This window comes from Polaribacter sp. Hel1_33_78 (assembly GCF_900106075.1).
In the GTDB taxonomy this organism is placed as follows: domain Bacteria; phylum Bacteroidota; class Bacteroidia; order Flavobacteriales; family Flavobacteriaceae; genus Polaribacter.
In genome coordinates this window covers 131,435-146,149 of the sequence record NZ_LT629794.1, presented here as the reverse complement: position 1 = coordinate 146,149, position 14,715 = coordinate 131,435, and the positions used below count along the sequence as shown (strand labels likewise).

The following is a 14,715-nucleotide window of genomic DNA, read 5'->3' as shown; positions in this document are numbered from 1 at the left end:
TGTTCCACGAGGAACATCTTAAAAAATTGTTGAAACTTAACGTCCCATATAAACTAGTAGAACAGAAATATCACTTGGTGAAACTCCGCTTATTCTGCTTGCTTGAGAAATAGAAGTTGGCTGTATTTTACTTAATTTTTCTCTAGCTTCAAAAGATAAAGATTGTAGCTTTTGATAATTAAAACTAGATGGTATTTTGACATTTTCCAACCTATTTAATTTATCAGCATTATTTTTTTCTTTATCAATATAACCAGAATATTTTAAGTGAATTTCAGCCTGTTCTATGATTTCTTTGTCAATGTCATTCTCTTCTAAAAATACACTTAACTTCTGAATATTCTTAAAATCAGAAAAATTTAATTGTGGTCTTGAAGCAATCTTAAACAACTTCATAGACTGATTAATTAGGGCCAACTTCTTTGCTTCTAAAATCGGATTTATCTCTTCCTGCTTTACACTTGTTTCGTTTAAAAACTTAACCAACAAATTTGTTTTCCGTTGCTTTTCAAGAACCCTATCCATTCGTTCTTTTGACGCCAAACCTAGTTCATAACCTCTTGGCGTTAATCTTAAATCCGCATTATCTTGCCTCAAAAGTGTTCTATATTCCGCTCTAGAAGTAAACATTCTGTAAGGCTCTTCTGTACCTTTTGTAATTAAATCATCAATTAAAACAGCAATATAAGCTTCATTTCTTTTTAACACAAAAGGTTCTTTTCCTTGTACTTTTAAAGCTGCATTTACACCAGCCATTAATCCTTGTGCCGCTGCCTCTTCATAACCGGTTGTTCCATTAATTTGTCCAGCAAAAAACAAATTTTCAATGAGCTTTGTTTCTAACGAATGGGTTAGTTGTGTTGGTTGAAAAAAGTCATATTCTATGGCGTAACCGTAGCGCAAAAACTTTACGTTCTCAAAACCTTCTACAGCGCGAATTGCTTTATCTTGAATATCTTCAGGTAAGGAAGTTGAAAATCCATTTACATACATTTCTACCGTTGTCCAACCTTCTGGCTCTACAAAGATTTGGTGTCTTTCTTTGGTTGCAAAACGATCTACTTTATCTTCAACAGAAGGACAATACCTCGGTCCCGTAGACTGTATTCTACCATTAAACATTGGCGATCTATCAAACCCTTCTCGTAACAAATCATGCACCTTCGGATTTGTATACGTTAACCAACAAGAACGTTGTTTTTGCAAAGAGCTTGTGGTTGGTAAATAAGAAAATTTTTCTGTGACTTCGTCTCCCGGCTGTTCTGTCATTTTAGAATAATCTAAAGACCTACCATCCACTCTTGGGGGTGTTCCTGTCTTCATCCTACCTGCCTCAAAACCTTTAGCAACCAACTCTTCCGTAATTCCTGTAGAAGCCCCTTCACCTGCTCTTCCTCCTCCAAAACTTTTATCACCAATATGAATTAATCCATTTAAAAATGTTCCGGCTGTTATAATAACAGTTTTTGATTTAATCTTTAATCCCAAAGAAGTTTTTACACCAATTATTTTATTGCCGTCAAACAACAAACCGCTTACAGAGTCCTGATAAAAATCCACATTTTCTGTTTCCTCTAGCATGGTTCTCCAACACTCCGCAAACTGCATTCTGTCAGACTGTACTCTTGGACTCCACATAGCAGGACCTTTGGACTTGTTAAGCATCTTAAACTGTATTGCTGTTTTATCTGTTACAATACCACTATATCCTCCTAAAGCGTCAATCTCTCTCACAATTTGACCCTTTGCAATCCCGCCCATTGCCGGATTACAACTCATCTGAGCGATATTTTGCAAATTCATTGTAATTAATAAGGTATGTGCTCCCATGTTTGCGGCAGCGGCAGCGGCTTCACTTCCTGCGTGACCTCCACCCACTACAATCACATCGTATGTTGTTGAAAATAAACTCATTTTTCTATAGTTCCACGTGAAACTTTTATTTTATTTATCTGATTATCAATTACTTAAAATAGATAAAGCTCTATTTTCAGCACTCCTCATTTCTTTTTTATCTTCTTCAGACTTATCTTTAAAGCCTATATAATGCAAAACTCCATGAATCATTACCCGATGTATTTCTTCTTCAGACGAAACTTTAAAATCAGCCGCATTTTCCATTACTCTTTCCACAGAAATAAAAATATCCCCAGAAATTAATTTTCCTAAGGTATTATCGAAACTTATAACATCTGTTAAAGTATCGTGCTGTAAAAACTCTACATTTAATCGATGAAGATATGCATCATCACAAAAAATATAATTGATTTCTCCTATTTCAAAGCCTTTTTCTAAAACCACTTTTTCGATCCACTTTTCTGAAAGATTTTCATCTTTTAATTGAAACTCAGTTTCGTAATTAAATGCAATCATATTATTCTTTTTTTGTGTCAGAAAAATAAGCTCGAACTTTCTTTTTATAATTTTGCTGCAAAGGTAATGATTGTCTATTTAATATTTCAGTTTGATTATAAAACAGCTTTTTAAACTCAAGTGCTTTAATTTTATTCTTTTCATATTCCTTCTTATTGCCCGTAGATTTTCGCTTTTTATCTTTTCCTTGTTCTAGAGCAGCTTTATCTAACTTAAGTAACTCGTAATTCAATTGTTGCATTTTTTGAAGTGTGCCTGCATTAAAGCCTTTTTCTAAAATCTGATTTTCTAAATCTTCCATGGTTTTTAGCACCTTTTTATTAGCAGTATTTTCTCCAGACTTTCCTTCTTCACCCTCTTTTAATGCATCTTGAAGCTCCTGTCTTAACTGAGCTTGCTGCTTGAAAATTTCATACAATTCACCATCCAAGTCTTCATTCGAATTACCTTTACCTTCACCTTGTTTCTTTCCTCCTTCTCCAGATTTACCGCCTTGACCCTCTTTGCCTTTCTCTCCTTTTTTTCCTGGTTTACCATTATTCTCAGGATTTTCTCCTTCTTTCCCTTTTCCCTTTTTTTGTCCTTTTTTCATGCCCTCTTGCATTTTTTTTGACAAATCACCCTGCTTCTTTATCAAATCTGGTAAACTAAAGCCTAGGCTATTACTCTTTTTACCTTTCCCCATTTTCATGGACATGCTATTTTGCATACTATTTAAAATATTACTTAAATAATCTGCTAAATTATTAGTCGCAGTCAACACATAGCGTTGATTAGATACTCCTTGAGAAAACCTGTTCTCAGAAAAATTTTCTAGAGATTGATTTAAATTATAATGAACAGACGATAAGTCATCTTGAATTTTAGTCGATATTTTTGGAAGACGCATAGAAAGCACATACAAACTATCATCTATATGCTCAAAGTATGTTTTAATTCGATTTTGCTTTTTTAGATCTTTTCCAAAATCTGGATGAGAAGTAGAAGTTTCATTAAACTTTGTCATTAACTGCTCTTGTTCAAAAGAAAAAACAACCAAGTTTTCTAGCAACTTACGCAAATCATCCATGTTTTCCTCCATAGACTCTCCCTCCATCTCAAGCATTGCTTTTTGCATTTTAGCGCTCATCTCTTTCATTTTTTTAGAGGATTGCTTCTGACTTTTCTTAGCTTCAGATTGTTTTTGATTTTGTAATTCTTCTTCCGATTTCTTTAACTCCTTATCAATTTCATCCTTCTCGTCTTCAACATCTGGCAATTCCATAGGTTCTTTTAGCTTATCATTGTCTTTACCAAGCCCCTCTAACTCTTTTTTAATTTCATTAAACTTATTTTTAATTTCCTTCTGAGCTTCTAAAGTGTTTTTTACTCTCTTTTCCAAAACTTCTTGCTCTTTCGATAATTCTTCAATCTTACTGGCAATCTGCATGGTTTTTTGTTCTACATAAAAACGTTTTACCAACTCTAACATTTTTTCTAAACTACGTTGTTGTTGTTCGTTTTGTTGTGCTAATTCCTTTGCTTTCTTAACTAAATCTTCTTTATTTAATTTTTCTGCTATCTTTTGAATTTCATCTAACAACTTCTGTTGTTTTTCTAGTTTTTTTAATTCTTTTATACGCTCCCTTAAATCCTCTTTTTTCTCCTGTAAATTATCATTTTCTTCTTTCTTTTCGTCAAGATTTTCTTGCAGCTTATCAGTCTGACGCTGCATCATTTTTTTGTATTGTTGTTGGCGTTTAATAAAATTTTATATTTTCTTTTTATCATTCCAATTTATGCTCTTTTTATTCTGTAAATCTTGTTGGATAGTTTCTAACTGAACTTGCTCCTTTTTTTGTTTTTGAATAGAATTCTCTAAATCATTAATCGTATATTTTTGCTCTTTCAACAGCTCCTCCTCGACTTCTTTCTCTGTTTTTTTCCTATACTTAAAAACATTGCTTTTCGCACTCTTATTTCCATTTACTGCATCATTATCAAACACCTGAAAATACATTTCATAGTTCAATCCTTTTTGCAAGTTTAATTCATCAGGAAGTTGATAAAAAAATGTTTGAATACTTTCTTTTGTTATTGGAATGTCAAAAACCTGTGTTTGTTCCGAATTTTCTTCATCATAATAAATCAACTGTAGTTTTTTCAATCCATAATCATCAGAGATCTGACCAGCAAATTGAGCTGTTCCTCGTGAAATACTGTCAATATTTGAATTCACAGAAATTAACGGGTATTCGTCCTTTATAACATCCACGCTAAACTGTAATTTTTCATAATCATATAAATTTTTATTAGATGACGAAATTTGATAATTCAATGCAGTTTTGATTTTTTTTGTGTACTCAAAATTACCGTTAGAAATATTTTTAAAATAAACTCTTTTTTGATCGTTGCTAAAAGCTAATGAATCTGTTTGTATTGTTTGTACTCGCCAGGTAATTAAAGTACCTTCTGGTACGGTCAAATTTCCAGAATTTTTAATAATTTCATTTCCTCTACCCAGATAATTAGGATACTTTATTTTTAAAGAAATATTTTGTATTGTCGGAGTTCCAATAACGTTAATTTGATAATTTTGAGACTGAACTCCATTGGCTTCTATGTAGAAGTTTATAGGTTCTTGTACATCCGAAAACAGGTAAGAAAAAGTGCTATTTCCTTTATTTTCTAAATAATACTGTTGGTTTTTAAAAATAATTTTAGCTTCATTAGGTATTGTATTTCCTACTGTTTTTACGGATATTCTAATGGGCTTTCCTTGTATGACTTGCAAATCAGAATTCACTAAAAAAAAAGAAAAAGGTGCAGGTGGAATATACGATGTTCTATGATGCACAACACGATTTAAACTCTGTGTAAGTGATTCATTAACCCCTGTGAATAAAATAATTACCCAAATCAAAAAAGGAATAATTGCGAGTTTTAAATATTTTTTATTTTGTTTAAAGTCAATGGCTTTTACAAACGATATTGGTGCTAATTCTTTCGATTTTTGGTTGATACTTGCCAAGATTAAATCCGACTCACCGGAATTTTCATTTAACTGTAAAACGTTTAACAACTTGTCTTGTACCTCAGGAAAATGATTTCCAATAATTTTAGATGATTCTTGCAACGAAATACCTTTTCTAAAACCAATTAATTTAGAAACTGGAAAAACTATAAATTTAATCAATAGAAAAACTTCAACACAAACAAATAACCAGAACAAAACAGTTCTTGCCCCAGGTTTTAACCACAAAAAATACTCTAAAAACAAAATGAAAAAAAGATATAAAAACCCTAACGAAAGAAATAATATAGTTCCTTTTATTAATTCATTGATGTAATATTTCCTAGTAAATTGATTTAATTTTAAAGCAATGTTTTTGTATCCATTCATAATTAACTAATAAAAATAAGGTTTTTGCAGTAACTTGCAGTAAAATATTTGTTAAATCGATTTGTAAGTATTTTCAATTTAAAACAACTAAAAGTTTATAAGATCAATTTCATGAAAAGTTTTATTAATATTTGGATAATCTTTATTAGTCTTACTGCTTTTTCTCAAAGTCCTTGGACCAAAGAAAAAGGAGGGTTTTATACACAACTTTCGTTTACAACAATACCTAATTATAATACTTTATTTGGAAATCCTGATTATACTCTAAATGGAGAAATATCTGATAATACTATTCAATTTTATGGTGAATATGGTTTATCTAACACTACTACTTTAATACTAAACTTGCCTTACAAATATATTACTCTAAATAATTATTTAAACCCTGCTATAGATTGTATCGGAGATTGTTCTAAAGACGATAATACATTCGCTTTGGGTAATGTAGAAATTGGCATTAAACACAACTTTTCTAAAAAAAAGTGGATTATTTCTGGCCAATTTTCTGTGGAGGCAAATACAGGTACTTTTGAAGTTGCTTCAGGAATAAGAACTGGTTATGATGCCTTTACTTTTACACCACTTTTCTTAGCCGGAAAAAGCTTCAGAAAATCTTATTTACAAACTTTCGTTGGAACTAGAATCCGAACAAATAACTATAGTTCTAACTTTAAAATTGGTGGAGAATATGGAAGTAAAGTGACTAAAAATATTTGGTTAATTGGTTTTTTAGATATTGAAAAATCTTTTAAAAATGGAAATATTGTTTTACCTCCTATAAATAGAGCTACAGGGTTGTATGTAAATGATCAAGAATATGGTGTTTTTGGCGTTAAAGCAATTGGAGAATTTTCTAATAACTTTGGAATGACGGCAAGTTTACCTGCTGCATTTTTTGGAAATAATGTTGCACAACAAGTCGCTTTTTCTTTTGGATTTTATCATAAATTCTGAAGAAACCTGATTGCAACTAATTACTCAAAAGCCTTTTGTTAAAGCCTTTTTTTTATGCTTTTAGAAAAGTATCTTTGCAACTTTAAAATCAATAAAAAATGGAATCTAATGTTCGTGTTCGCTTTGCACCAAGTCCCACAGGGCCTTTACATATTGGTGGTGTAAGAACAGCTTTATACAATTATTTATTTGCTAAAAAACACAATGGAACTTTCGTCTTAAGAATAGAAGACACAGACCAAACACGTTATGTAGCAAATGCAGAACAATATATTATAGACTCCTTAGAATGGTGTAAAATCCCATTTGATGAAGGTCCAGGAAAAAATGAAAAATTTGGTCCTTACAGGCAATCTGAACGCAAAGAATTATATAAAAAATATGCCGATATTTTATTAAATTCTGGTTGGGCATATTATGCTTTTGATACTTCAGAACAATTAGACGCGCACAGAAAAGGACATGAAGCAAAAGGAAAAACCTTTATCTATAATTGGCATAACAGAGAAAAAGGACGTTTAGTAAATTCTTTAGTTTTAACGGATGCTGAGGTAAAAGCTAAGATAACTGCTGGAGAAAATTATGTAATCCGTTTTAAAACTCCCCAAGATGAAATTTTACGAATGGAAGATGAAATTCGTGGAAATATTACCATCGACACCAATACTTTAGATGATAAAATTTTATTTAAAAGTGATGGAATGCCAACCTATCATTTAGCTAATATTGTTGATGATCATTTAATGGAGATTAGCCACGTAATTCGTGGTGAAGAGTGGTTGCCGTCAATGCCTTTACATATTTTATTATACCGAGCTTTTGGCTGGAATTCTCCAGAATTTGCACATTTACCATTGATCTTAAAACCCGTTGGAAAAGGGAAACTAAGCAAAAGAGATGGCGACAAATTAGGATTTCCGGTGTTTCCTTTAGCATACACAAATGAGGATTCTAATGATGTCTCTCGTGGCTATAAAGAAGATGGTTATTTTGCAGACGGTTTTATAAATATGTTAGCATTATTAGGATGGAATCCCGGAACAGAACAAGAGATATTCTCTTTAGAAGAATTAGTGCAATCATTTGATTTAAATAGAGTTAGCAAGTCTGGAGCAAAGTTTAATCCTGATAAAACAAATTGGTTTCAACAACAATATATGCAAGCTAAAGAAGATTCAGAATTAGCGGATACATATTTTGCAATTCTTGAAGAAAAAGGAATTTATAAGGACAAATTTTTCGTTAAAAAAGTAGTCTCTTCAATTAAGGAAAGAGCAATTTTTGTGACTGATTTTTGGGATTTATCTTCATTCTTTTTTGAAGCTCCGAAAGAATATGACGCAAAAGCTTCAAAGAAAAATTGGAAGGAAGGAACATCTGAGTTAATGAATGAGTTAATCGAAGTTCTTAATAACATTCAAGATTTTTCATCAAAAAATACGGAGACAAAAATTAAAGAATGGATTACCCAAAAAGGTATTGGCTTTGGTAAAGTAATGCAACCTTTAAGATTATCTCTAGTAGGCGCTTTAAAAGGGCCTCACTTGTTTGACATCATAGAAATGATTGGTAAAGAAGTAACTATAAAAAGATTAGAAAACGCAATTTTAAAATTATAATTATGATAAAAAAAATAGTATTACTTTTAATTTTAAGTTTTGCATTTACAGCTAATGCTCAATTTGGAAACGGACAAAGAAATGGACAAAGACAGCAGCGTCAAGGACCAATGACACCATCTGCTCAAAAAGCTCCAAAACCCAATTTTAAAGTAGAAAAATATATTGGAATTGTAGTTTATGACGTCAAAAAAGCAGCAAAAAAATCAAGCATAAAATTATCCTCTAAAGAAGGAAAAGAATTTTCAAAAATATTAACGAAATACAATAAAGATATTAAGGATATTAAAAGAATTAATAGTTTTTTACTCCGAAACACAAAAGAGATGGTTGAAAATTATCAAAAAAAAGCTATGAAAAGCGGTGATTTTTCAAACCAAGTTAAGATTCAAAAACAAATGAACGAAAGTTTAAAACCAATTGGGAATGCAATCAAGGAAGAGGACAAAAAATTGGATAAAAAAATGACCGTTTTACTTTCTGAAAAACAATATAAAAAGTGGATTAAGTACAACAAAAAAAAATACAAGGTTTTTCCTAAAGAAAAAGAAGAATAGCCTTTAAAATAGCATCAAATAAAACCTTTAAAATTTAGATTTTAGAGGTTTTTTTTATAAAAAATGTAACATTTTTAGAAAAACACGTCTAATAAGTAACAGCTAAAGTTCAGTATCTTTACGTAAATCAATTATTAATTTCTAAATAATCAATTATGTTACCTATGACACCTATTATTATTGCACTCCTTGTACTTATTATTTTTGCATCTTTTTTTACGGTTAAACAACAAACAGCCGCTATTATAGAACGCTTTGGTAGATTTAACGCTATTAGACAATCTGGTTTACGTTTAAAAATTCCTTTTGTAGATCGAATTGCAGGAAAATTGAGTTTAAAAATTCAACAATTAGATGTAATCATTGAGACTAAAACTTTGGATGATGTTTTTGTAAAACTAAAAGTTTCTGTGCAATATAAAGTAATTTATGAAAAAGTATATGATGCCTTTTATAAGTTAGATTACCCACATGATCAAATAACTTCTTATGTTTTTGATGTTGTAAGAGCTGAAGTTCCAAAAATGAAATTAGATGATGTTTTTGTAAAGAAAGATGATATTGCAATTGCTGTAAAATCAGAGTTAAATGAAGCAATGATGACCTATGGTTACGATATTATTAAAACCTTAGTAACCGATATTGATCCAGATGGTCAAGTAAAAGAAGCAATGAACAGAATTAATGCTTCTGAAAGAGAAAAAGTTGCTGCCCAATATGAAGGAGATGCTCAACGTATCTTAATTGTAGAGCGTGCAAAAGCAGAAGCAGAAAGTAAGCGCCTACAAGGACAAGGTATTGCCGACCAAAGACGTGAAATTGCACGTGGTTTAGAAGAGTCTGTAGAGGTTTTAAATAAAGTAGGTATCAATAGTCAAGAAGCCTCTGCTTTAATTGTAGTTACGCAACATTATGACACTTTACAGTCTATTGGTCAACAAACAAATAGTAATTTAATCTTATTACCTAACTCACCTCAGGCGGGTAGCACAATGTTAAATGACATGGTTGCAAGTTTTACTGCAAGTAATCAAATTGGTGAAGCAATGAAAAACCAAAAACCTAAAGAGAAAAAATAGGTTTTACATTTGTAATTAAAAATAAGTTTAAACTAAAAAAGCTCAATTTACAGTGTAAATTGAGCTTTTTATTTTATGAAAAAAATTATTTTTTTTCTTCTAACTTTTCTTCAGACTCTTCTTTAGTAGCCTTCTTAAACTCTTTAATTCCGCCACCTAAACCTTTCATCAGTTCTGGTATTTTTTTACCTCCAAACATTAACAAAACCAACGCAACAATAATTGCTATTTGCCAAGGTCCAACCATCCCTAAATATATTGATAAACTAATCATAAGTTTTAAATTTTAATGATACAAAGATACAAAAAGGATTTTATTAATCTCTTTTTTGAATAATACCTCCAATAACTTTTTTATCCTTTACAACTTTTGGATTTCCTTTATAAAAAATCGAACCACCAAAACTAACTTTTGCATTTAATATTTCACCAGCTAAAACCTCGGCTTTTGCTCCTGTACCCGCTTTAACCATAGAGTTTACTTCAGACTTTAAAGCAAATCCATTGTAAACACCATATAAATCTACATCAACATTCTGATTTTTTGCAGTTCCTGTTAACTTAATAACACCTCCAGAAGAAGCTCTCACCTCCAAATATTCTACTTTTACAACTAAATTTATAAAAGCTCTTTCTTGAGAATTTACCTCTAAATTATCCTGAGAAATTTCTTTTCCAGTAATGGTAGAACCTTCATTTGCATCAATGACAGTAATATTATTATTGTGATATAACCTTATTAAAACCTTACCTCCTGCAGCATTATTTTCTGGTTTCAAAGAAAAGGGTAATGATAACTTTAAGGTGTTATTTACATTCTTAACTTTAACTATTTCAGACTTTTCACCTGTAATTTCTAATTTGTGTTCTTTGGACTTTATCAACTCTACTTCTATACCGTTATATACTTTTAGCGTAGAATAATCTCCTAAGTTTTTAGTAATTACTTTTTGTGATAAAGCATTAAAACTAAATAATAATGCACATATATAAATTGTTTTCTTCATCATTTTAAAATTTGATTATACTACTTAAATTAATAAGCATATCACTATAAAGATTTTTTTAATCTTTTATTGTGGCAAAAATAATAAAGTTATTAATCTTCAATCAAATTAAAGTCTAAATGTTTCCGTTCTAAATCTGTATGTTTTACTTTTATTTTAACATCATCTCCCAATTGATAAAGGTGTTTGGTAGATTGACCAACAATTGCATATTGTTTTTCATCAAAAATATAATAATCGCTTTTTATATCTCTAATTCTAACCATTCCTTCACATTTATTAGATTTAATTTCTACATAAATTCCCCATTCTGTAACACCTGTAATTACACCTTCAAAAACTTCGTCTTTATGATCTTGCATGTATTTTACTTGCATGTATTTAATAGATGATCTTTCTGCTTTCGAAGCTAATTCCTCTCTATTTGATGAATGTTTACACTTTTCTTCGTACGAATTCGCTTTTGGCGCATCTCCGCCGTCTAAATAGTGCTGTAACAAGCGATGTGTCATAACATCTGGATAACGTCTTATTGGTGATGTAAAGTGGCTGTAATAATCAAAAGCTAAACCATAGTGCCCAATATTTTGAGTGGTATAGACAGCTTTAGACATTGTTCTAATGGTTAAGGTTTCAATCATGTTAGATTCTGCTTTACCATGAACATCGCTTAACAACTGATTTAAAGAGTCTGAAGTAGTTTCTTTTGTGTCTGTATTAATTTTATAACCAAATTTACGAATCATATTTTGTAAAGAAGCTAATTTTTCAACGTCAGGCTCATCATGAACTCTATAAATAAAAGTTTTGTTCGTTGCTTTTCCCTTGGAAAAACCAATAAACTCAGCAACTTTTCTATTTGCTAATAACATAAATTCTTCAATTAATTTATTAGCATCTTTAGACTCTTTAAAGAAGACGCCAACAGGATTAGCTTCTTCATCTAAATTAAACTTCACCTCTACCCTATCAAAGGAAATAGCCCCTTCTTTCATTCTTTTTTTACGAAGAATTTTAGCTAATTCATCCAACTTTAAAGTAGCTTCTACAATTTCTGGAGTAACTTCATATTCTTTATCAATAATAGAAATATCAGAAGGCATAGTATATGACTGAATAGTGTCAGATAATTTGCAGTTCTCTATAATAGATTGTGCTTCCTCATAAGCAAAACGTTGGTCTGAATAGGTTACTGTTCTTCCAAACCATTCGTTTATAATTTGTGCTTTTTCATTTACTTCAAAAACAGCAGAAAAAGTTAATTTTTCTTCATTTGGTCTTAAAGAACAAACCCCGTTACTTAACATTTCTGGCAACATAGGTACCACTCTATCCACTAAATAAACAGATGTTGCTCTTTTATAAGCCTCATCATCTAAAATAGTTTTAGATTCTAAATAATGCGAAACATCTGCAATATGAATTCCTATTTCATAATTGCCATTTTCTAATTTTGTAAATGACAATGCATCATCAAAATCTTTTGCATCTTTAGGATCTATTGTAAAGGTTAAATCTTTACGCATGTCTCTACGTTTAGAAATCTCTTGTTTTGTAATTTCTATCGATAAATTTTCTGCTTCTTTTTCTACTTCAGATTCAAATTCAAAAGGTAAATCATATTCCAACAAAATAGAATGCATTTCTGTATTGTGATCACCAGGTTTTCCTAAGACTTTTGTTATTTTACCAAACGGATTTTTAGAATTCTTAGGCCAATCAGAAATTGTTGCTTGTACTTTATCACCATCTTCTGCGCCATTCATTTTATTTTCTGATATAAAAATATCCGCGTACATTTTATGATTGTCTGGAATTACAAAACCAAAATTTTTATTTTTATTCTTTTGTAAAACGCCTACAAATTCAGTTTTTGCACGTTCTAAAATTTCAACAACCTCACCTTCTAATTTCTTTCCACTTCGCCTTTTATAGACAAATGCTTTCACTGTATCTTGATGTAAACCCTTTCCAAGATTAATATTTGGGATAAAAATATCGTCTTCATAATCATCTGTAACAAAATACCCATTGCCATTTGAGGTTACATCTAGTGTACCAATAGAATATTTTCTATCCACGTTTACTTGAAATTTACCTCTTTCTACTTCTTTTATTTGCTTTGTAGCGGTTAATTCTGCTAATTTCTTGATTATCTGATTTTTCCCATCAGTATCAGAAATTTTTAATTTTGCAGCAATTTGTTTATGGTTGTAAAACTTTTCGCTGTCTTCATTTAAAACTTTAAATATATTTCTGGTTAAGTCTTTTACGACATTACCTTTCTTTTTAAATATTCTTTTATTCTTTTTTGTCATTAATTCTTACTTCTTATTATGTGTTACTAAAATACAATTATTTACTGTGATTATATATTAAAAAACAGTTATCAATCTATTATTGTATTTTGGCTTTTTTAAAATTATTATTTATGTCTAATCCTTGGTTTATCATTGCGAACCCTATTGCAGGAAATCGGAAATTTTCTATACAGTGGAAGGAAATTCAGCAATTACTTAACAACAAGAATATAGACTATTCTTTTGCTTTTACACAGTTTTCTAAACACGAAATTGAATTGGCACAAAACGCTATTCAACAAGGTTTTAGAAATATTATTTCAGTTGGTGGAGATGGAACGCTACATCATGTAGTTAACGGAATAATGCTGCAAAGATACGTAAAAACTTCTGATATAACTATTGGAGTGATTCCTTTAGGAACTGGAAACGATTGGATTAAAACGTATAACATACCTAACGATGTAGAGAAAGCGATAGAAATCATACATCATAAGAAAACAATTCTACAAGATATTGGTGTTATAAAAACCAAAAATAAAAGTAAAACTTACTTTAATAATGTTGGGGGTTTAGGTTATGACGGATATATTGTTCATAAACTAAAAAAACTAAAACATTTTGGCTCTATTGCTTATTTATTAAGCGGATTGGCGGGTTTATTTTTTTATAAAAAAACTGTATTTAAAATTACTTTTAATAATAAATCAATAGAAACTAATTGTTTAATGGCTTTGATTGGAATTTGTAAATTTTCTGGAGGTGGAATGCAATTTACGAAAGATGTAAATACTGCTGATGGTTTGTTTGATATAACCATTGCTAAAAATTTAAATATTTTTGATTTACTTGTTAATATTAAAAAATTATATAACGGAAATATTGTGCATCATAAAAAAGTAGAAACCTATAAAACCAAATTAATAACTGTAATTCCGCAAACTTCAAAACCTTATATTCAAGCAGATGGGGAATTAATTGGAACTGGTAAAGTTTCTTTTAAAATTATTTCAAGAGCAATAAATTTCGTGATTTATTCAAAATAACGTTTTTATTTATTTTCATAGCAAGAAATTAAAAAAGTGTAATTTAATTACAAAATATTTAATTTCTTTTTTTAGACACTATTAAGATTTTATGACACATAAATGTTTTAAAAAAAACTTTTATACTTCCTACTCTTTTTTTCACTTGTATCTTACAGTCAAACAGAAAGAACTATTTCTGGAATTGTAAAAAATAAAGCAAATAATACAGAATTAATGCGTCTTTATAATAAGAACACCTAATTATTAAGATGAAACATTTACGTAAAATTATCGATTTCTTCGCTTTTATATTCCTTACAAGTATTTTAATTAATGTAATTACTATAAACACTTTTTTAAATAAAAGCGCAAATTACAAATGAAACTGTAGAGCTTCAAAAAGACACTATTTACCT

Annotated in this window: 12 protein-coding genes; 5 read left to right on the top strand and 7 right to left on the bottom strand. The window is 30.1% G+C overall.

Features of this window, described 5'->3' with window-relative positions; genetic code table 11:
• Nucleotides 1–36: 36 nt before the first annotated feature.
• Genes mnmG through BLT88_RS14305 form a run of 4 tightly spaced genes read right to left on the bottom strand, consistent with a single transcriptional unit; the run spans nt 37 to nt 5,755 of the window.
• The gene (mnmG, locus tag BLT88_RS00715) at nt 37–1,914 is read right to left on the bottom strand and encodes a tRNA uridine-5-carboxymethylaminomethyl(34) synthesis enzyme MnmG (protein WP_091952339.1); all 1,878 of its coding nucleotides are present in this window, start codon (nt 1,912–1,914) and stop codon (nt 37–39) included.
• Between the two features lie 45 nt (nt 1,915–1,959).
• Nucleotides 1,960–2,373, bottom strand: coding sequence for an rRNA maturation RNase YbeY (ybeY, locus tag BLT88_RS00710; protein ID WP_091952338.1), 414 nt, complete (start codon nt 2,371–2,373; stop codon nt 1,960–1,962).
• Between the two features lies 1 nt (nt 2,374).
• A complete protein-coding gene (locus BLT88_RS14310) occupies nt 2,375–4,090 on the bottom strand; it encodes a hypothetical protein (protein ID WP_231960030.1) in 1,716 nt (571 codons plus the stop codon).
• Between the two features lie 33 nt (nt 4,091–4,123).
• A complete protein-coding gene (locus BLT88_RS14305) occupies nt 4,124–5,755 on the bottom strand; it encodes a DUF4175 family protein (RefSeq protein WP_231960029.1) in 1,632 nt (543 codons plus the stop codon).
• Between the two features lie 111 nt (nt 5,756–5,866).
• On the opposite strand from BLT88_RS14305, the gene BLT88_RS00700 reads away from it, so the two are divergent.
• From BLT88_RS00700 to BLT88_RS00685, 4 genes are all read left to right on the top strand, one after another.
• On the top strand, nt 5,867–6,709 hold the full coding sequence (locus BLT88_RS00700) for a hypothetical protein (RefSeq protein ID WP_091952336.1): 843 nt from the start codon (nt 5,867–5,869) through the stop codon (nt 6,707–6,709).
• 98 nt (nt 6,710–6,807) lie between these two features.
• Nucleotides 6,808–8,328, top strand: a complete 1,521-nt coding sequence (gltX, locus tag BLT88_RS00695; RefSeq protein ID WP_091952335.1) for a glutamate--tRNA ligase — start codon at nt 6,808–6,810, stop codon at nt 8,326–8,328.
• Nucleotides 8,329–8,330: 2 nt separating this feature from the next.
• Nucleotides 8,331–8,885 (top strand): hypothetical protein, encoded by a 555-nt coding sequence (locus BLT88_RS00690; RefSeq protein ID WP_231960028.1) that lies wholly within the window; start codon nt 8,331–8,333, stop codon nt 8,883–8,885.
• A gap of 155 nt (nt 8,886–9,040) precedes the next feature.
• Complete coding sequence (locus BLT88_RS00685) at nt 9,041–9,964, top strand: SPFH domain-containing protein (RefSeq protein WP_036784556.1); 924 nt, start codon at nt 9,041–9,043, stop codon at nt 9,962–9,964.
• Nucleotides 9,965–10,049: 85 nt separating this feature from the next.
• On the opposite strand, the gene BLT88_RS00680 is transcribed toward BLT88_RS00685, so the two are convergent.
• The 3 genes from BLT88_RS00680 to rnr form a co-directional block, all read right to left on the bottom strand.
• Nucleotides 10,050–10,238, bottom strand: coding sequence for a twin-arginine translocase TatA/TatE family subunit (locus BLT88_RS00680; protein WP_091952333.1), 189 nt, complete (start codon nt 10,236–10,238; stop codon nt 10,050–10,052).
• Between the two features lie 43 nt (nt 10,239–10,281).
• Nucleotides 10,282–10,974 carry a head GIN domain-containing protein gene (locus tag BLT88_RS00675; RefSeq protein ID WP_231960027.1) on the bottom strand — a complete coding sequence of 231 codons (693 nt, stop codon included), beginning with the start codon at nt 10,972–10,974 and terminating at the stop codon, nt 10,282–10,284.
• A gap of 89 nt (nt 10,975–11,063) precedes the next feature.
• Nucleotides 11,064–13,289, bottom strand: coding sequence for a ribonuclease R (gene rnr / locus BLT88_RS00670; RefSeq protein ID WP_091952330.1), 2,226 nt, complete (start codon nt 13,287–13,289; stop codon nt 11,064–11,066).
• A 113-nt stretch (nt 13,290–13,402) separates the two neighbouring features.
• Here rnr and BLT88_RS00665 point away from each other — a divergent pair, with 113 nt between their 5' ends.
• Entirely contained in the window at nt 13,403–14,317 is a 915-nt protein-coding gene (locus BLT88_RS00665; RefSeq protein ID WP_091952329.1) for a diacylglycerol kinase family protein, read from the top strand.
• Nucleotides 14,318–14,715: the final 398 nt, after the last annotated feature.